Origin of the sequence: Marinobacter sp. MBR-99, from assembly GCF_040547575.1 — a bacterium.
Taxonomy (GTDB): Bacteria; Pseudomonadota; Gammaproteobacteria; order Pseudomonadales; family Oleiphilaceae; genus Marinobacter.
Window position 1 is genome coordinate 59,635 of sequence record NZ_JBEPPY010000014.1, and the last position, 18,712, is coordinate 78,346.

The following is an 18,712-nucleotide window of genomic DNA, read 5'->3' on the forward strand; positions in this document are numbered from 1 at the left end:
GTGACCAGCTGCCGGAAAGCCACTCCCTTACGGTGCCTATACTGGCGCCTGAAGCAGCCTGTAATAGGCATGAATAATAACAACTGTATGGTTTATGACGAAACGCCGGGGTAATCCGGCCCAGAGACAAAACATGGATACGTTGAACAGTCTTGCCCTGGAAGTGCCAATTGTGTCGGCCCGCTATGCTTACCGGTTCATCCGGTTCATGGAAAGCCGGGGCGTAAAGCGCCACACCATTCTTGAGGATACCGGCGTTACTGAAGACATGCTCGAAAGTCCGGAGGCCAGCCTGTCGATGAACCAGGTTCTGGCGGTGCTCGGCAAAGCGGACTGGTTAATGACCGATGAACGAGCCGCCTTCGAGTTCGGCCAGCAACTGGATCTCCCAAGCCATGGGCTGCTGGGGTTCGCGGTACTTGGCCAGGAGAATCCGAGGCGGTTGATCAGCATGATCGTGCAGTATCTCCGGGTGGGGCTGCCGTTGATGGATATGGAACTGGCTTCCACCGGCTCTACCTTTCGAATCCGGCTGATAGATACATGGGGGCTTGGGAACCTTCGCCCCTGCCTGACCAAAATTTACATGGGTAGCATTCACCGGGTATCCAGCCAGGTGTGCAGCCATTTCAACTTCCAGTTCGACTTCCCCAATGTCATACCCGAAGAGGACTGGAAACGGCTGGCGCCAGGCTGCGAGTTTGAATTCGATGCCAACGTAAGCCAGGTCACCATGCCGCTCAATGGACTACCGATCCGGAAAGACGACGCCAGCCTGGAATTCCTGGTGGCCCGCACCCGCCACGACCGCAATCAGCAAACCCTGGAGGCCGACGAAACGGTCATGCAGGTACGGGAACTGATCATGAGCCAGCCAGGCCGCCCCTGCACCACTGAAAACATTGCCCGGCGCCTGGACATCAGCCCCAGGACACTCAGGCAACACCTGGCCAGCGCAGGCACCTCGTTTCGCGAACTGAGAAACGACATCCGGGAAAGCTTTGCCACGCTGTACCTGAAAGACACCAATGTGCCACTGGAATCGATTGCGGAAAAACTGGGCTTCAGTGACCAAGCCGGCTTTACCAAAGCGTACCGGTCATGGACCGGCAATACGCCCGGCGACGTTCGTCGCAAGGCCCGCAAAAAAAAGTGAACAGGGTTCAGCTATTAGGTTGATGCTGTTCACGCTTTAGGCAATCCCTCCCCTCTTCTCCGTTTTGGACAAAAACCCTGCCGGGGCAAGCAATGACCCGCGCCATCCCAAGACCGTTAAATGACCCTGCACTCATGCGTGCCCTGCACGTGTGGCAAAGGGATCTTTGCAAGTCCGATTGAGCTGTCCGTCATCGGTGTTGTCTGCAACCCAACTACAACAACTACAGATAGACAGAGGACGAACTCATGAAACTCAGGAACCTCAATACGAGTGTCCGCAAGCTCGGCCCGGCCGTTGCGGCAGCGGCCTTGTTGGCCGGTGGTGCAAGCAACGCAGCGGCAGAGCCGGTATCCATTGAACTGGCGTTCGAATGCCCGTTCCCCCTGATCGGAACCCAACCCATCCGCGCCCAGATCAGCGCAGACATTCCCACGGTAGCCAACGTTGGTGAGCCCACCCCGCAGTTTGAAGTCACCGCCATTACCGTGGTGAACGACGACGCCCGCACCGGGCTCAAGCTGGTTGGCTCGGAAACGGTCGAAGGCATCGCAACCAGCTTCAACACCGTGGTAACCGCCAATCGCAGTCTGGAACAGATTGTCGAACTGACGATTCCGCCCACATTCATTCCTAACGTAAGCGGCGAATTCGATGTTCCAGCCTCAGGCCTGGCGCCTGAAGTGCTCTTTACCGAAGACGATATCGGCGAGGCTGAGATTCGCGTTGGCGGGCTTACCCTTGACCTGACAGCCCGCACCCCGAATGGCGATATTGCGCCGGCTCCCATTGGCGAGATTCTCACCGACTGCGTGCAACTTCCGGATCAGGACAACCTGCTGCAAACCATTCTGGTTAGCGGTGAGGTGTCCGAAGCACCGCGTATTGGCGTCAACCGGGAAGACCTGGCCTTCGGAAACGTACAGGCCGGTTTGACGGCAGAGCAAACCGTCACCGTTTCCAACACGGGTAATGCCGCGCTGGGTATCAACAACGTTACCATCAGCGGAACTGACGCCGACGCGTTCCTGCAGACCAACAACTGCGCAAGCCTGGCTCCGAGTGAGTCCTGTGACGTGAACGTGACCTTCGCGCCGAGTACCGAAGGCACTCGCAATGCAACCCTCACCATCGAGTCGACCGATGCCGACAACCCTGCGGTTGATGTGGCACTGACCGGCCGTGGCGTACTGGCTCCGACACCCGAAATCGGCGTTAATCCAGACGCTGTCGACCTCGGTCGAATACAGCTGGGCCAGAGCGCATCGGCTGCCGTGACCATCAGCAACAGCGGTAACGAGACCCTGCTGATTGACAGCATTGCACTTGAAGGTGCCGGCGCTGCAGACTTTGTTCAAACCAACAACTGTACAACCATTGCGGCAAACGCAAACTGTACCGTTGAGCTGAGCTATACCGCCAACGCGGTGGGCGTCAGCAACGCCAACCTGGTGATCCGTTCAGACGACCCGGAAACACCGGAAGTCAGCGTTCCTGTCTCCGCAGAGGCCTTTGAGCAAACCGGTTCAGAACTTGAGCTGCTGCTCGGCCTGGAAGGCTCTACCTTCATCAAGTCCTCGGGCGGCACCCTGCCCCTGAACGGTTCCATTGCCACCCTGCTGGATCTGGCGGCGGGCACCTTCGAAGCCGACCTGGAACTGGACCCAACGTATGGCAACTTCTCCATCAAACTGCTTTTCAGCAGGCTGAATGCCTCAGCCAATGTTGAATTTGAACAGGCAGACGTCACCACCGGCACGCTGATCAACGGCAAGCTCACCGCCAATTCACAGCTGTACGTGAAAGTGCCCAAGGTGGCGATCAAGATCTTCGGCCTGCCGCTCCGAGTTGGCGGGGGGGCCGAGTGTATGACTCGCGAGCCCGTCAGCATCGACCTCGCTTCGGTTGAAGGCTCCAACTTCTCGCCAGCGACCGGCGGCACCGTCAACGGTGTCTACGATCTGCCACCGCTGGAGAACTGCGGACTGCTGACCGGTCTGCTCAACCAGTTCCTCACCGGTTCCGGCAACACCATTGAACTGGAGTTGACCCCGGAACAGTAAGGAAATCCGGCTTAGCCGGATAACACAGCCACAGCTGGCGATCGCCGGCTGTGGCTACGTCGTTGGAAACGTCGAATAACAAAACCAAAAAGGAACAATACAATGAAAAGCCTGAAAAAAACTGCGTTAGTGCTGGCCATGGCGGGCTTGCCGTTTGCCGCACAAGCCGACCTCAAGCCTCTTGACGACGCCCATATGGGCAACATCACCGGTCAGGCCGGTGTCACCATTGAGCTGGAAACCCGGGTAGACATCGGCGAATTCCGGTACACCGATGAAGGCTCACTGTCCATCAAAGACATCAAGATTGGTGGTGCCAACCGTACAGATCTGTTCGAGGAGATCACGGATTTCCGCGACGCCCTGTTCGGTCAGACCAGTGATCTGATCGACAACATCAAGATCGACATCGACATCGCGGATGACGGTGACGCACTGATCAATATCTTCCCGATCACCGCGGCGCCGATCGATTTCGGTATCAGCACCGGTGACTGGACCCTTGAAGGTCACACCGATACAACCTTGCTGGCCAGCAACTTCAACATGGTGGGCGCCTTCACCAAGGTTGGCATCCGCGTTGATACCGCCACCGACACCCTCAACCTCAATACTCAGGTAGGCATCTCCGAGCTGAACGTTGATTTCGACTTCCTGGCCTTGGGCATCCGCGGCCTGAAGATGACCGGCGCTGACTACATGGGCACCCGGCTCGACGGCTCCGCCGCGAACCCAGGCGTTCTGACTCTTGGCGCCACCATTGATATGGACGTGTACAAGGGTACCCGCCTGGGTGGGGCCGGCGACGCCCTGGCCATCGATCTGAACACCTTCGCGGCAGATATGTCGATTGACCAGGTGCTGGTGGGCGGCACCTCTATCGGCTCGGTGATGATGGACAACCTGGTGGTTCAAGACACCACCATGCGCATCTACGGCCATTAAAACCCAAAAGCCCGGCGCTTGCCGGGCTTTCCCTCACTTCCTGAAAAAGCGTGGATTACGCTCGATAAACGAATCAATCCAGCGCTCCAGGAACGAGTTCCGCTCAGGGTTCTTCAGGTATCGCCAGCCAAGGATCGAAATAATCAGCGCCCCCAGCGCGTCAACGATCAGATCCCACATGGTATCGGTCAGCCCCGAGGGATCGCCCAGCATCGGCTTCTGCATATTCATGCCAAACAGGCTGTCCATGGTAAATTCGAAAATCTCCCACAGGGCGCCAACGCCCAGCGCGAACATAAAGGCAAAGAACGCTACAAACCCGGGCTTCATGTGAACATGGATCTTTTCGGTCTCGTTCATGATGTGAACCAGCAAGAAACCGAGAATCCCCAGCAGGAAGCCAGACATGGTATGCAGCGCCATGTCCCACCACCAAAACCGGTTGTAGTAGTCGTGAATCTCTCCGAGAAACAGTGACGCGAACACGAACCCGATGGCCGCCAACTGCAGTTCCGGGGGAATGTGAATCCGGAACCGCCGCTCAAACAGTATCGGAAACAGCGTGATCACAATGATCATGCTGGTCAGGAAAGCGGTAAACCAGCGCTGCCCCCAGATCGCAAGCACCGCCTCAAGCAACAGAATGGATTGCAGAAACAGGGTGATTCTCTGGTGAGTAATCCGAATTCTCATACCTTAATCCTGGTCGGTCAGCCCTGCTGCGGCCCGCAGCAGCTGGTCCATTTCCGAGGCATCCAGTGCCTCGGCTGAAATCAATTCCACCCGGGAAAGCTCCCTGGGCTCGCCGGGCAGGATAGTAACCGCGCCGTCCACAACGTTCACAACACGCCAGCCATCCCGGGTATGAACAACGGCCTTGAAGCGCAGCAGCCGGTCATCCATGGCCATCGCCAGTATCGCATTTTCCTCCAGCATCAACTCCGGATGAATCCGCCAGCCTATACTATTGTGCCCTTGCCCCCGGTTAGTGACCAATTGCCATGGGCTCTCATCAACTGACGGTGGCGGGGTATCCACGATCTTGCCATGGTGGTGATGGTGCGCATGGGGCTCAGACACCTCGGGTAACGCGGCCGAGCCATCAAGCCAGCCAACCGAAAGGTGGCCATGGTTGGTGTGATACACCGGACGGCCTTCCGGTGCAAGTCGGGCCGCCCATTGATCAAATGCGTGCACCTGGTTGTCTGTGCACAAGTCCGTCTTGTTCGCGACCAATATATCCGCCGCCGCCACTTGGTCCCGGAACTGAACGTTGTCCAGCACCCTGGGGTCTTCCAGTTTACGGGGGTCAACCAGGGTAATCACCGGGCCCAGTTTCAAGACGTCCTGATAATACTCGCCCGTCAGGGTATCCAGAATCTGGGAGGGATGGCCAAGACCGGTGGGTTCGATCAACAGCCGGTCGGGCTTGGCCCGGGCAATCAGCTGGTTAAGGCCAATCTGCATGGGCAGGCCGGCAACACAACACATGCAGCCGCCGGGAATTTCCCTTACCACGGCTCCCTCGGTCTCCAGGATGGCGCCGTCGATCCCAACCTCACCAAACTCGTTCACCAGAACCGCCCAAACCTCGCCTTCCGGCTTCTGACGGAGCAAATCAAGGATGGCGGTGGTTTTGCCTACACCAAGAAAACCAAGGATCAGATTGGTAGGAACAGGACAGACGGGATCAGACATGAGTGCGGCCTCAAAAGTGTTACAACATAACAAAAATGAGGCACCCAGTACCAGTGCGGGCGCAACAACAGACGCCAAACCATCCGATCAGTTCAAAATCGCCACAGAAACCAGACCAAAGCAACGATTGCAACAATAAACCAGCGAGCATAATGATCCGGCTTGTCCTGCTCATCGCGTTGCGAGGCAGCTACCGCCCGGTCGGATTCGTACTCATCAATCAGAACTCTGGCTCGGTAAACATCATCATCGTCCACATGAACATTGCTGAACCCGGCAGCACCAATTTCCCCCATCGCACCCTGCAGGTAGTGCCCACCCACATAGGCGTCGATGCCATTGGCCTCCAACATGCCGGCAACAATGTGTGCCTCGGTGATATCCCGGGCCCGATAGGCTATTTGCAAGATGACTTTCCTCTGTATGCTTGGCCATGGTACGAATATAGTTTCAGCATAGTTCCCTTTTTACAGGGCCCCAAAAGGAAAACCCATGCTCTGGATTCTGCTCGCTGTTGTTGCGCTCATCGTTCTCTCAACCTTCTTGCTGTTCCGGGTGCATGACCTTTCCCACTACGATGGCGGTGACTGGGCGGTGCGGGAAGTGGCTCCGAACCCCGCCCACGACGAGGTGATGGAACGCATCAAAGACATGGGGCGAGCGTCCCGGGGCCTGAAGGGCAAAGCCCGCCTGATTGCACTCAGAAATCATCTGGACAGTCTCGGTGAAGGTGTAGAGGTTAAATCCGAGATTCGCCACAACGATCAACCCCGGGGCGAATGGGTGATTGCACCGGGTGCCGATACCCGCCGCCGGGTGCTCTACATTCACGGTGGCGCCTGGGCCGCAGGAAGCCCCCGCAGTCATCGCGCCATTACCGACCGGTTCTCACAACTGGCCAATGCGGCGGTGTTTGCGTTGGATTACCGGTTGATGCCGGAACACCGTTTTATGGACGGCATTCGCGACTGCCGCCAGGCCTATACCTGGCTGCTGAACCACGGCCCGGATGGCGAAGAGAAGGCGGAGTTCATGGTGGTAGCGGGCGATTCTGCCGGTGGAAGCCATACCCTGTCTCTGCTGGCCTGGATTCGGGATAACGGGGTGCGCCAGGCCGATGCAGCTGTTGCCCTGTCACCGTCCACAGACCTCACCCTGACCGCCCCCAGCAACCGGGAAAATATCCGTACCGATCCCTTACTTGGGCCGGTTTTCGGAGGGTTGTCGAAGATTCCGCTACCGGTACTCTGGTGGGGTACCCTGGCGGCGTTTCGCATTTCCCCCACCAATCCCGTGGCGTCGCCCCTGCGCGGAAACCTTAACGACTTGCCGCCCACGCTGATTCACGCCAGCAGCACGGAGATGCTACTGGACAACGCCACCCGATATGCCGCCAAAGCCCGGGCCGAAGGCTCTCCGGTGCAACTTCACACCTGGCAGAACATGGTGCACGTATGGCACATCTTCTCACCCCTGCTGCCGGAAGCGGAACAAGCCTTTGAGGACATCGGTGAGTTTCTGAGCCAGGTGGAGAAGCAACACGCCTGAGGTTGCCTCAGACGGGGGGCGCAGCCTTGTCGTTGCACTGACGGACCACGGAGGCCACGTCGCTCGCCGGCACCGGACGGCTGAACAGGTAACCCTGGAAGCGCCCGCAGCCCATCGCCACCAGCGTTGAGAACTGGGCTTGCTCTTCCACCCCCTCGGCAACCAGGCGCATGCGATGATTCTTGCCAATGGCAATGATGCTCTCGACCATGTTTCGGGCAGGCTCGTCATCAATGATGTTATCCACAAAGCTCTTGTCGATCTTCAGTTCATCGATCGGCAGCTTGCGCAACAGGCTCAGGGACGAATAACCGGTACCGAAATCGTCCATGGACAAACTGATGCCTTCGCGCCGAAGGTGTTCCAGCACTGGGATGACCTGGTCAAAACCTGCCATGAAAACCGTTTCGGTGATCTCCAGGGTCAGGTAGTGGGGGTGCACGCCATGCTTTTGCAATTCAGACAACACCAGATCGGCAAAGCCTGACTGCATAAACTGCATGGCGGAGATGTTCACCGACAGCTCCAATGGCATTCGCGCCTGGTCAAGAATCGTCCGGAAGTCTGAGAGACTCCGGCCCAACACGTAGTTGCCGAGCTCCACCATCAAGCCACAGGATTCTGCCACTTCAACAAATTCATTGGGCGGCACATACCCGAGCTCTTCATCATCCCACCGGGCCAGCGCCTCAACGCCCACTACCCGGCCACAGGCGTCCAGCTGCGGCTGGTACGCCATAAATATCCTGCCCTGGTGAATAGCCCCACGAAGTCGCTGTTCAATGTGCACGCGCCGCAAATAGCCTGCCTCAAATTCGTTCCGGTACAGGCACACATCGTTGCGGGTCCTCTTGGCCTGGTATAGCGCCAGGTGGGCACTTCGAATAACGCTGTTGAATGAATCTCCGTGGTCCGGAAACGCAGCAGCCCCCACACTGGCGCCCAATTGGAGCCCCAGCGGTCCGGTGGCCATATGGCGGGCCAGCCCTCGCAGCAGATCGCTACAGAACGCCAGCAGCTTTTCAGGCTCACGGATACGGCTGATCACTGCGAACTCATCACCGCCAAGTCGCGACGCGCCGTATTGTTCACTGGTCAGCTCACGTAAACACCGGGCGAACTCGCTCAGTACCTTGTCACCGTGTTCCTGCCCGAACCGATCGTTGATACCTCGAAAATTATCGATGTCAAGCAAGACAACGCCAAAGCCCTCGTCGCGATTCACAAGCTGCTGGATCTGGTCAATCATGCCTACCCGGTTGAGTAACGACGTCAGGTCATCATGACGAGATTGATACATCAGGGCCGAGCGGCGTTTTTTCTCTGCGCGCTCGATCTGGCGCACGAGATAGAAGAGCAGGAAGAATAGGGCGACAAACACCGCCAACAACACCAGGGCACGATCCAGAAAGGTACTCCAGACCGAACGAATATTGGATTCCGAAACAATCCAGAGTTCATAGTCCGGGGAATACCAGGCGCCACCAATGAACGTATCACCGTCTCTATGGCTGTAATAGATACTGGGTTCCGGGCTTACTTTCAGTTCCTCAAGAGACGCATCATTGGCCGCTATCAGGCCTTGCCTGTCCTCTTCACGCTGTTCCGGTGTCCGCTGGATGTGGGCGTACATATCCGGCGTGACGCCTTCGCTGGACTTAAACTGCAAATAGCCATCGTGCTCCCGGAAGATCATCACAGAGTCGTCCGCGCCGGTGTGCAGATTGTTCCCGAACACCCCTTTTTCGCCATCGGCGCGGATTCCGGCAGACATCACCGCAATCACTTGGCCGTTGGCATCCCTGATGGCTTTGCGGGCGGGAATAATCCAGGCCCCGACCGCCGGCAAATAGTAGGTGCGGCCACCACCAACCGATCAGACTTCATAGCCCGCTGGAAGCCGTCCCGGGATTCCTCCTGCTCCAACAGGTTCGGCATCAGGCTGACATCCACAGTGGATGTCACTTTCACCAATTGCCCATCCGGCAAGGCCATACCGAAACCTGCGAGCGCCGGGCTGGCCTCCATGATATTGTCGAGAAAAGGCAACACCTCTGGAGTGGCGTTGACAAGATCCTGGCGCACAAGCTCAGCGGCGGCTACGTCCAGGATCAACTCCTGGGTACGTAACACGTTGATGGCAGATTGACTGATTAGCTCAACGCGGGACTGATGGTGAGCTTCCTGGGCACGCAGTGTGGATTGCCAGATACTGGTCAGGATAAACGACAGGACAAGCACACCAACAGCAACAACCAGCCAGAACAACATCCAAAGATTGCGCTTGAAGATTCCCAAATTAACTCCGCCAGAGTGGTTGTTGTTAAAGCTATTCCTCTGTTACTGACGTGAGTATAGGCAGAAAAACGGACTTCGCATGATCACTTGAATTTCACAGACCTGAAAACGCCAGCTGCAGGGCGATGGCGAGCATCATCAAACCAATAACACCATCAATCACCCGCCAGGCGCCCGGCCGCGACAGTAACGGTGCCAGCGAAGAGCCCAGCCAGGCCAGCCCACCAAACCAGATCACCGAGGCGCTGCTTGCCCCCGCAACAAAGCCGGGCGCACTGGATTGCTGGGCGCCTACGGCCGGGATCAACAATAAGGTATCCAGGTAAACCTGAGGGTTGAGCAGGGTGACCGCCAGAGTAGTCAACAGCACTCCTTTCAGACCTCTTCGGGCCTCTGCCCCAGCTTCAAGCGCGGCCCTGCCCCGTCCGGCCCGCACGAACGCCTGAATCGCCAACCAGCCCAGGAATACCACACCAAGCCAGCGCAAAACCTCAAGTGCCTCTGGCATGGCCATCAAGGCCGCCGTTACGCCAAACATGCCGAGGGTGAACAGCAGGATATCGGACGTCATGCACACACCCGCAGACCACCAATGATGCTCACGACGAATCGCTTGGCTCAGCACGTAGGCATTCTGTGCACCAATTGCGACAATAATACCGCCACACACCAGCAAGCCGGTCAGATAACTTTCAAGCACGCCCGTTCCTCCGAAGATTGAGGGGCCAGACTAACCGCAAACCTATATACTTTAAATTCATCCTGCTAATAGTGAATTAATTTTACTTATGATTGATTACAAGCTGCTGGAAGCACTGGCAACCGTGGTTGAATGCGGCGGATTTGAACGTGCCGGTGACACCCTGGGGCTCACTCAGTCCGCCGTTTCCCAGCGCATTCGTACACTGGAGATCAGACTGGGCCAACCGGTGTTAGTTCGCAGTCCCACGCTCGCGCCAACCCCCGCCGGCCGGCGGCTGCTCAATCACGTTCAACAGGTACAACTACTGGAAAGAGACCTGGCCAGAACTTTGCCAGCTTTGACCGAACGAGCCAGCCGATTACGCATTGCGTTGAACGCGGACAGCCTGGCGACCTGGTGGGCGGAGGTCATCGGCAACGTATGCAGGGATGACGAACTGTTACTGGATCTGGTGATTGAAGATCAGGATATTGGCCTGCGGCGGATGCGGGAAGGTGATGTCGCAGCCTGCCTTTGCAGTAGCCCACAACCCCTTGCCGGCGCTCGATGCGTTGCGCTGGGCACAATGCACTATCTCGCCCTGGCAACGCCCGACTATGCACGCCGTTATTTTCCGGACGGCATCAATTCTCAAAGCCTGAAACAAGCCCCGGCAATTGTCTTCGGGCCAGACGACCTGCTCCAGCACCGTTTTCTTGCGCAATGTGGATACGGTGGCGCCTTCCCCCATCACCTTTGCCCGTCATCGGAGGGTTTCGTGAAGCTCGCCTGCGCGGGCCTGGGATACGGCATGATCCCGGAGATACAGGCAACCCGGGAGCTGAAATCTGGAGAGCTGGTCAGTCTCGCCCCGGGGCAATCACTGGAGGTGCCACTCTACTGGCATTTCTGGCGCCATAGCGGAGAAGCTCTGGAACGCCTGACTCAGGCACTTACCAACAACCGATTACTTGAGAAAAGTCCTCACACGCAGGTCAGGCCCTGACACCAAACCAGTGCGGATACCTCAGCAGGCAATATATCGCCAACATGTCATAAACCGCATGCCACACCATCACCAGCTCAAGACTGCCGCTGAGCTGGTAAGCAGTCCCCAACACCAGGCCCAGGCCAGTGGCAACCAGAAAGTAAGTGAATGACACATAGTGCACCAGGCCGAACAGCACCGAGGCCGCCAGTACCGCCGTCCAGGGCCCCGTGTATTGCAGTAACCAGCCCTGTATCGCGCCCCTGAACAGAAGTTCTTCACCGACGCCAGCGAGCACAGCCAATGCCAGCAACACCGGCCATCGATAACCGGATACAAAATCATAGAGCGCTTGCATCTGGCTGCTGAGGTCATCGGGGAACAACCAGGAGTTCTGGGTCAGCAACAGCAACGAAAGATAGGTAACAGCAGCACCAATCACGCCAGACAAAACCGCCCCGGCAAGGCTCAGGCCGCCCGACAGTATCGGAATACCAAACAGCCAGATGGCCAGAAGGCCAACCACACCAATGCCGCCCTGAAACAACAGGGCGGCGGATGTTGAGATTGAGGAGCTACGGCGGTCAGGCATGGATCAGTTAGAGAACAGATCCTTGACCGGGAACAGGTCATCGTAGACAGGCGCCTGTTTCTGGGCCTTCGCCTGGAAGGACTTCATCATATCGGTGGGGCGGAACATGCCAGACTGCCAGGTAGCCATGTACTTGAGGCTGTCTTCCACACTGTGATCGCGGCTGAAGTTGATCATTTCCTTGCAACCGGTCACCGCCAGGGGCGAATTGGCCGCAATCTGTGCCGCAATGGCCATGACACCTTCCAGCATCGCTTCCTGAGATTCGTATACCGTGTTCACGAAACCAAGGCGGTGAGCTTCCTCTGCCCCGAACTTGCGCCCGGTGTAGGCCAGTTCCCGCACCACGCCCTCGGGCATCAGCTTGGGCAGGCGCTGCAGGGTGCCCACATCGGCGGTCATGCCCAGTTCGGTTTCCTTGATGGTGAAATAGGCATCCGCGGTGCAGTAACGGCTGTCTGCCGCACACACCAGATCCAGGGCACCGCCAATGCAGCCGCCATGAACCGCTGCCAACACCGGCAGACGCACTCTCTCCAGCGACGTGAGGGTATCCTGCAGCTGTAGCACCACCCGGCGGAGGTTCTCCGCCATCCGGCCCGGATCACCGCTCATGGGCACAGATTTCGGATCGGAGAATACGCCAAGATCCATACCGGCGGAAAAGTGTTTGCCGGTGGAGGAAATCACAATCACTCGGGCATCGGTATTGGCTTCGATGTCCTGCACGCAGCGGGGCAGCTCCAGCCAGAATGCCTTGTTCATGGTGTTCAGGGCTTCCGGGCGGCTGAACTGCACGTGGGCAATCTGGTCTTTTACTTCGATATCGAAGCTTTCGTAGTTCGCTAGTTCAGACAAGGTGTGACTCCTTTGATTCTGTCGTTCTTGGATTGTGTTAGTACTGGCTGACAAACAGGGCGGCTGCCAGTGCCAGGCTGAGGAACGCCACGATCAGGTTGATGGTCATTCCCCAGCGGGCGTTATAGCCATTGGGAAATTCTTCCGGGCTCAGGGTTTTCAACACCGCTGCAAACTGGCGGGTGGCGTAAAACGCTGTTGCGGCACCCAGCAGAATGAACAGCATTCCCAACCAATACATGGCCACCAGGTTCATGATGTTGCCCGTCTCCGGAGCTAATGCCGCCAGCAGCAAACCCGCCCGCTCTACCAGAAAGCCGAAGGCTGTAAGCCCAAGGCTGGTGCGGTTCCAGGCCAGTAGAGTGCGCTCTGCGGCGAACAGTACCCGGGGGTCTTTCAGGTCGGACATGGTGCGGCACGTATCCTCTCGGCAAAAGGTTTCGTATCATCAGGGGGCACATTACCGCGAAACGAGGCATGATGGAATTTACTTTCCTGGGCACATCCGCCGGAACACCAACCCGGTCACGCAATGTCACCGGACTGGCCCTGAGCCGCTCCGGCCCGAAACCCTGGTACCTGATCGACTGCGGTGAGGGTACCCAGCACCAACTGATGCGCACCCGGTATTCGGTGATGCAGCTACGCGCCATTTTCATCACTCACATCCATGGCGACCACATTTTCGGCCTGCCCGGTCTGCTCACCAGTGCCTCCATGCTCGGCCGCACAGAACCACTGGATATCATTGCGCCGCCACAGGTGCGCCGCTTTATTGATGCCGTGATCGAAAACAGTGATTCGAGCCTGAGCTACCCGCTGAACTTCATCAACTCCGAGGCGCCGGATTTCTACTGGCAAGATGACCATGTGGGCGTTACCAACGTGGCGCTCTCCCACCGCGTGGCCTGCCGGGCCTATGTCTTTACCGAAAGAAACCTGGAGCGCCAGCTAAAGCAGGAGAAACTGGCGGCGGACCGCATAGAGGCCGGCCCGGCCTGGGGCGATCTGCAGAAGGGCAAAGACGTGTTGCTGGATGACGGCCGGTTGTTGCGGAGCGATGACTACACGCACATATCCAGAACCGCCCGGCGCATCATTGTGGGTGGCGATAACGACACACCGGAGCTTCTTAAAGAGGCCAGCCAAGGCACTCATGTACTCATCCACGAAGCCACTTATACACAGGACGTGGCCGACCGGGTTGGCCCCTGGCCCCAACACAGCTCAGCCCAACAGGTAGCCCGATTCGCCCAGAGCGCGAAACTGCCTAACCTGGTGCTGACTCATTTCAGCTCACGCTACCAGTCGGTACCTGGTGGCACGCCCCATATTAATCAATTGGCAGCGGAGGCGTTACAGCACTACAGAGGTCACCTGTTTCTGGCCAAAGATTTTGATACATACCGGTTGGAAAAAGACCTTAAACTGAACAAGCTCGATGGCCATTGATTACCCGTTGTCCCCGGGCGGCATCACCACCCATTCCGGGTCTTCAAATTCACCCAAAGGCCGGATCTCCACAAACGGCGCCGCACTTTTGATGATGTCCATAATCCGGGGGTCCTTGGTTGCGTCCATGGCATCCCGGTCTGCCTTGCTGTCCCAGCTGGCGATGGCAATCAGCTTGTTCGGCTCACCGATCTTCCGGTGCAATTCCGTGCCGCGAGCCCCGGGGGCCTGCTGAATCAGCTCGCTGGCTCTTACCCAGGCATCTGCATAATCCTCCGCCGTGTGGCCGTCCTTCACGGTGACTTCAAAAATATACTTCATAAAACTGCCTCTGATTTGCCGACCTGTCGTTTCATGGTCCAGACTTGAAGACATAAGTTCAAATTCTGAGCGATGGAGACTGAACCATGTACAAAAAAATACTCGTACCTGTGGATCTTTCTCACATGGACAAGATTCCCAAAACCCTGAGCACCGCCATCGACATGGCGAAGCACTATCAGGCAAACCTGTGCTACGTGACGGTCACCAATAGCACGCCCGGCGCCGCCGCCCACAACCCGAAAGAGCTTGCCGGGAAACTAGCCGAGTTTGCCCATGAGCGAGGCCAAGCTCACGGCATAAAAACAGACGCCAAGGTACTTGAGTCTGTCGATACGGCGGTGGAACTGGATTCCAAGTTACTGGGCGCCATCAAAGATACTGGCGCAGACCTTGTTGTGATGGCATCGCACACGCCCGGACTGGGAGATAAGCTGCACCTGCTGCGTTCTAACGCCGCTGAGATCGTAAAACACAGCGACATTTCGGTCTTCGTGGTTCGCTGATCGTTGAGGTAGACTGACCAGACACGCCTGGGGAAGTTGTTGATGTCTGCGCCTGTCATTTTTGCTGTCTTTGCCACCACTCTGCTTGCCGGGTCGTTGTTTTACCTGTTTTTCTATCGCACCTGGCGGCGAAAGCGGGAACTGCAGCAGCCCTTCCCCAAACCTTGGCGCAGCTATCTTAAAAAGCAGGTGCCCGCCTACAAACGGTTGGCACCGCAGCAAAGGAAGCGGCTTGAGCGCCTGGTGCAGCTGTTTGTCTCAGAGAAGGACTATTACGGCTGCGATGGCTTTGAGGTAGACGACAGAGTACGCGTAACCATTGCTGGCCATGCCTGCCTGCTGATTCTGGAACGGCCGTTTTCAGACTACGATGAAGTGCAGAGTATTCTGGTGTATCCGGACGTCTACCGGGCCCAGGGTACTGAGAGTGACGGCCTGGTGGTAAGCCACAGTGACCAGGTCCGCGCCGGCGAAGCCTCCTCCCGTGGCCAGGTGGTACTGGCCTGGAGCGAGTGCGAAAGCGCCATCGAAGAGCCACACAGCCCCCATAACGTGATCCTTCACGAATTCGCCCACCAGCTGGACTACCTGGACGGCACCGCCGATGGCGCACCCCCGCTTTATGGCGAGCAGGCCCGGAACTGGCAGGAAACCATGACCAAGGCCTGGGACCACCTGCAACACCGCCTGGCACACCATCACAAGCCCTGGCTAGACCCCTACGGCGCCACCGAACCGGCAGAATTCTTTGCGGTACTGACCGAAACCTTCTTTCAACAGCCCGAACACCTGCTCGAAGCTCAGCCGGATGTTTACAAAGCGTTGTGCGGCTATTACCGGCTGGACCCGCGTGACTTCAGTAGCCACCGCCCTTAACGGCCATCACCCTTGACCCCAAGCCGGTCCAGATACAGGTGCAGCTCCTGCTCGCTGATGTTCACGTATTCCAGCACCCGGCCGTAGAGCATCACCGTAGGCACATTGCGGCCACCCAGCTCCTTCTGGGTTTCACTGAGGACGTAAAGTATCGTCCTTTCGGTTTTTGTGAGACCATCCCGCGCATCGGGGATTACCTCGTCTATTCCGCGTAAACTGCTCATATTTCTGAATCCGGTAAGCTGCCCATGGAAATCAAAGTCAATTATCTCGACAACCTGAGGCTTGAGGCCAAATTCGACGATTTTACCGTCGTCTCAGACCAGCCCGTCCGCTACAAAGGCGATGGCTCGGCACCCGGCCCCTTCGATTATTTCCTGGCCTCGTCCGCCATGTGCGCAGCCTACTTTGTAAAGGTTTACTGCAACGCCCGGGATATTCCCACAGATAACATCCGCCTGTCGCAAAACAACATTGTAGACCCGGAAAACCGCTACAAGCAGATTTTCAAGATCCAGGTAGAGCTGCCGGAAGACATCTCCGACAAGGACCGCCAGGGCATCATCCGCTCCATCGACCGCTGCACGGTCAAAAAGGTGGTGCAAACCGGCCCGGACTTCCAGATTGAAGTGGTCGAAAACCTGGACGAAGACGCTCAGGCCCTGCTCACCGCTGCACCGGGCACCGACTCCAGCACCTACATCGAAGGCAAAGACCTGCCCCTGGAAACCACTATTGCCAACATGAGCGGCATATTGGCAGACTTGGGTATGAAAATCGAAATTGCCTCCTGGCGCAACATTGTGCCCCACGTGTGGTCCCTGCACGTGCGTGATACCGCCGCCCACATGTGCTTCACCAACGGCAAGGGCGCCACCAAGGAGGCCGCCCTGTGCTCGGCCCTGGGCGAGTTCATTGAACGGCTGAACTGCAACTTCTTCTACAACGATCAGTATTTCGGCCAGGACATCGCCAACAGCGAGTTCGTGCATTACCCGAACGAGAAATGGTTCCAGCCCGGCCCGGAAGGCGAGTTGCCCGAGGGCATTCTCGACAACTACTGCCTGGAGATTTTCAACCCGGACGGCGAACTGCTGGGCACCCACCTGTTCGACACCAACTCCGGCACGCCGGAGCGCGGTATCTGCAGCATTCCCTATGTGCGCCAGTCAGACGGAGAAACGGTTTACTTCCCCTCCAACCTGATAGAGAACCTGTACCTGAGCAACGGCATGAGCGCCGGCAACACCCTGCAGGAAGCCCAGGTACAGTGCCTGTCGGAAATCTTCGAGCGGGCGGTGAAGAAAGAGATCATCGAAAACGAAATCGCCCTGCCGGACGTGCCGGAGAGCGTGCTGGCCAAGTACCCGGAGATTGTTGAAGGCATCAAGGCCCTGGAAGAACAGGGCTTCCCGGTGCTGGTAAAAGACGCCTCCCTGGGCGGTCAGTTCCCGGTGATGTGCGTCACCCTGATGAACCCGAAAACCGGCGGTGTATTTGCCTCCTTCGGCGCGCACCCAAGCTTCCACGTAGCACTGGAGCGGAGCCTGACCGAACTTCTGCAGGGCCGCAGCTTTGAAGGCCTGAACGACCTGCCCGCCCCTACGTTCAACTCCATGGCGGTGACCGAGCCCAACAACTACGTTGAGCACTTTATCGATTCCAGTGGCGTGGTGTCCTGGCGTTTCTTCAGCGCTAGATCCGACTACGATTTTGTCGAATGGGATTTCTCCGGCAGCAACGAAGAAGAAGCCGCCACCCTGTTCGGCATCCTCGCCGATATGGGTAAGGAATGCTACATGGCGGTGTTCGAAGACCTGGGTGCTCCGGTGTGCCGCATCCTGGTGCCGGGCTATTCCGAGGTGTATCCGGTGGAAGACCTGGTGTGGGACAACACCAACATGGCGCTGGCATTCCGGGAGGACATCCTCAACCTGCACCGTTTGGATGAAGACGAACTGGCCGATCTGGTGCAACGCCTGGAAGAGGCCGAGCTGGACGTGTACATGACCATCGTCACCCTCACCGGCATCGAATTCGATGAAAACACCGTGTGGGGCCAACTCACCATTCTGGAGCTGAAACTGCTCATCTACCTGGCGCTGGGCGAGCTGGAAGAGGCCCAGGAGCTGGTGGACATGTTCCTGCAGTTTAACGACAACACCGTAGAACGGGGCCTGTTCTACCAGGCCATGAGTGCAGCCCTGGAAGCCACGCTGAATGAAGAACTGGCATTGGACGACTATCTCTACAACTTCCGCCGTATGTTCGGTGTCGAGGTCATGGATGCCGTGGTCGGCTCGATTAATGGCACCGTGCGTTTCTATGGCCTGGAAGAAACGGGTATGGACCTGCGTGGTCTGGACCGGCACCTGAAGATGATCGAGAGTTATAAAAAGCTGCACGCAGCCAGAGCGAAGAAGGCAGGGATCAATCAACAATGACAACAAAAATCACCCTGCATTACTGCACCGGCTGCAACTGGATGCTGAGATCCACCTGGATGGCCCAGGAACTGCTCACCACCTTCGACGGCATGATCGACGAACTTACCCTGAAACCCGGCACAGGCGGCATCTTCGAAGTCTGGGTGAACGACACCCGTATCTGGTCCCGAAAGGAACAGGGAGGCTTCCCGGATATCAAGCAATTGAAACAGCTGGTACGAGATCAGATAGCGCCAGAGCATTCGCTCGGGCATTCAGACAAACCGGCCTGATTCAGGCCAG

At 57.4% G+C, this 18,712-nt stretch carries 21 protein-coding genes; 10 read left to right on the forward strand and 11 right to left on the reverse strand.

The window, feature by feature from the left end:
* Positions 1-133: 133 nt before the first annotated feature.
* The 3 genes from ABIE59_RS13170 (at position 134) to ABIE59_RS13180 (ending at position 4,164) form a co-directional block, all read left to right on the forward strand.
* Positions 134-1,156 (forward strand): helix-turn-helix transcriptional regulator, encoded by a 1,023-nt coding sequence (locus ABIE59_RS13170; protein WP_354447556.1) that lies wholly within the window; start codon positions 134-136, stop codon positions 1,154-1,156.
* Between the two features lie 248 nt (positions 1,157-1,404).
* Positions 1,405-3,219, forward strand: coding sequence for a choice-of-anchor D domain-containing protein (locus ABIE59_RS13175; protein WP_354447558.1), 1,815 nt, complete (start codon positions 1,405-1,407; stop codon positions 3,217-3,219).
* Positions 3,220-3,321: 102 nt separating this feature from the next.
* Positions 3,322-4,164 (forward strand): DUF6160 family protein, encoded by an 843-nt coding sequence (locus tag ABIE59_RS13180; protein WP_058090600.1) that lies wholly within the window; start codon positions 3,322-3,324, stop codon positions 4,162-4,164.
* 33 nt (positions 4,165-4,197) lie between these two features.
* Here ABIE59_RS13180 and ABIE59_RS13185 read toward each other — a convergent pair whose 3' ends face one another.
* From ABIE59_RS13185 to ABIE59_RS13195, 3 genes are all read right to left on the reverse strand, one after another.
* Positions 4,198-4,857, reverse strand: coding sequence for a DUF2238 domain-containing protein (locus ABIE59_RS13185; protein WP_072677818.1), 660 nt, complete (start codon positions 4,855-4,857; stop codon positions 4,198-4,200).
* 3 nt (positions 4,858-4,860) lie between these two features.
* On the reverse strand, positions 4,861-5,862 hold the full coding sequence (locus tag ABIE59_RS13190) for a CobW family GTP-binding protein (protein WP_354447560.1): 1,002 nt from the start codon (positions 5,860-5,862) through the stop codon (positions 4,861-4,863).
* A 92-nt stretch (positions 5,863-5,954) separates the two neighbouring features.
* A complete protein-coding gene (locus ABIE59_RS13195) occupies positions 5,955-6,269 on the reverse strand; it encodes a putative signal transducing protein (protein ID WP_152437540.1) in 315 nt (104 codons plus the stop codon).
* Positions 6,270-6,354: 85 nt separating this feature from the next.
* On the opposite strand from ABIE59_RS13195, the gene ABIE59_RS13200 reads away from it, so the two are divergent.
* Positions 6,355-7,410: an alpha/beta hydrolase gene (locus ABIE59_RS13200; protein WP_106693626.1), complete on the forward strand. Its 1,056-nt coding sequence runs from the start codon at positions 6,355-6,357 to the stop codon at positions 7,408-7,410.
* Positions 7,411-7,417: 7 nt separating this feature from the next.
* Here the strand turns inward: ABIE59_RS13200 and ABIE59_RS13205 are convergent, their stop codons facing one another.
* The 3 genes from ABIE59_RS13205 to ABIE59_RS13215 form a co-directional block, all read right to left on the reverse strand.
* A complete protein-coding gene (locus tag ABIE59_RS13205) occupies positions 7,418-9,184 on the reverse strand; it encodes a putative bifunctional diguanylate cyclase/phosphodiesterase (protein ID WP_354447563.1) in 1,767 nt (588 codons plus the stop codon).
* 8 nt (positions 9,185-9,192) lie between these two features.
* A complete protein-coding gene (locus ABIE59_RS13210) occupies positions 9,193-9,708 on the reverse strand; it encodes a PDC sensor domain-containing protein (RefSeq protein WP_354447565.1) in 516 nt (171 codons plus the stop codon).
* Positions 9,709-9,802: 94 nt separating this feature from the next.
* On the reverse strand, positions 9,803-10,408 hold the full coding sequence (locus tag ABIE59_RS13215; protein ID WP_354447566.1) for a LysE/ArgO family amino acid transporter: 606 nt from the start codon (positions 10,406-10,408) through the stop codon (positions 9,803-9,805).
* Between the two features lie 88 nt (positions 10,409-10,496).
* Here ABIE59_RS13215 and ABIE59_RS13220 point away from each other — a divergent pair, with 88 nt between their 5' ends.
* Positions 10,497-11,396, forward strand: coding sequence for a LysR family transcriptional regulator ArgP (locus ABIE59_RS13220; protein WP_354447568.1), 900 nt, complete (start codon positions 10,497-10,499; stop codon positions 11,394-11,396).
* On the opposite strand, the gene ABIE59_RS13225 is transcribed toward ABIE59_RS13220, so the two are convergent.
* Genes ABIE59_RS13225 through ABIE59_RS13235 form a run of 3 tightly spaced genes read right to left on the reverse strand, consistent with a single transcriptional unit; the run spans position 11,386 to position 13,237 of the window.
* Positions 11,386-11,970: a CPBP family intramembrane glutamic endopeptidase gene (locus ABIE59_RS13225; protein ID WP_152437537.1), complete on the reverse strand. Its 585-nt coding sequence runs from the start codon at positions 11,968-11,970 to the stop codon at positions 11,386-11,388. The genes ABIE59_RS13220 and ABIE59_RS13225 overlap by 11 nt on opposite strands.
* Positions 11,971-11,973: 3 nt before the next feature.
* On the reverse strand, positions 11,974-12,828 hold the full coding sequence (locus ABIE59_RS13230; protein WP_152437536.1) for a crotonase/enoyl-CoA hydratase family protein: 855 nt from the start codon (positions 12,826-12,828) through the stop codon (positions 11,974-11,976).
* Between the two features lie 37 nt (positions 12,829-12,865).
* Complete coding sequence (locus ABIE59_RS13235; RefSeq protein ID WP_354447570.1) at positions 12,866-13,237, reverse strand: YidH family protein; 372 nt, start codon at positions 13,235-13,237, stop codon at positions 12,866-12,868.
* 71 nt (positions 13,238-13,308) lie between these two features.
* On the opposite strand from ABIE59_RS13235, the gene ABIE59_RS13240 reads away from it, so the two are divergent.
* Positions 13,309-14,280, forward strand: coding sequence for a ribonuclease Z (locus ABIE59_RS13240; RefSeq protein ID WP_354447666.1), 972 nt, complete (start codon positions 13,309-13,311; stop codon positions 14,278-14,280).
* On the opposite strand, the gene ABIE59_RS13245 is transcribed toward ABIE59_RS13240, so the two are convergent.
* The gene (locus tag ABIE59_RS13245) at positions 14,281-14,601 is read right to left on the reverse strand and encodes an antibiotic biosynthesis monooxygenase family protein (protein ID WP_152437535.1); all 321 of its coding nucleotides are present in this window, start codon (positions 14,599-14,601) and stop codon (positions 14,281-14,283) included. It abuts the gene before it with no gap.
* An 86-nt stretch (positions 14,602-14,687) separates the two neighbouring features.
* Here ABIE59_RS13245 and ABIE59_RS13250 point away from each other — a divergent pair, with 86 nt between their 5' ends.
* The gene (locus ABIE59_RS13250; RefSeq protein ID WP_354447572.1) at positions 14,688-15,107 is read left to right on the forward strand and encodes a universal stress protein; all 420 of its coding nucleotides are present in this window, start codon (positions 14,688-14,690) and stop codon (positions 15,105-15,107) included.
* Between the two features lie 42 nt (positions 15,108-15,149).
* Entirely contained in the window at positions 15,150-15,983 is an 834-nt protein-coding gene (locus tag ABIE59_RS13255) for a M90 family metallopeptidase (RefSeq protein WP_354447574.1), read from the forward strand.
* On the opposite strand, the gene ABIE59_RS13260 is transcribed toward ABIE59_RS13255, so the two are convergent.
* A complete protein-coding gene (locus tag ABIE59_RS13260; protein ID WP_072677829.1) occupies positions 15,980-16,207 on the reverse strand; it encodes a hypothetical protein in 228 nt (75 codons plus the stop codon). The two genes, ABIE59_RS13255 and ABIE59_RS13260, sit on opposite strands and share 4 nt — an antisense overlap.
* 24 nt (positions 16,208-16,231) lie before the next feature.
* Between ABIE59_RS13260 and ABIE59_RS13265 the strand changes: the two genes are divergently transcribed.
* Positions 16,232-18,427 carry an OsmC domain/YcaO domain-containing protein gene (locus ABIE59_RS13265; protein ID WP_354447576.1) on the forward strand — a complete coding sequence of 732 codons (2,196 nt, stop codon included), beginning with the start codon at positions 16,232-16,234 and terminating at the stop codon, positions 18,425-18,427.
* Positions 18,424-18,702 (forward strand): Rdx family protein, encoded by a 279-nt coding sequence (locus ABIE59_RS13270; RefSeq protein ID WP_354447578.1) that lies wholly within the window; start codon positions 18,424-18,426, stop codon positions 18,700-18,702. Before ABIE59_RS13265 ends, ABIE59_RS13270 begins: the two co-directional genes overlap by 4 nt.
* Positions 18,703-18,712 lie beyond the last annotated feature (10 nt).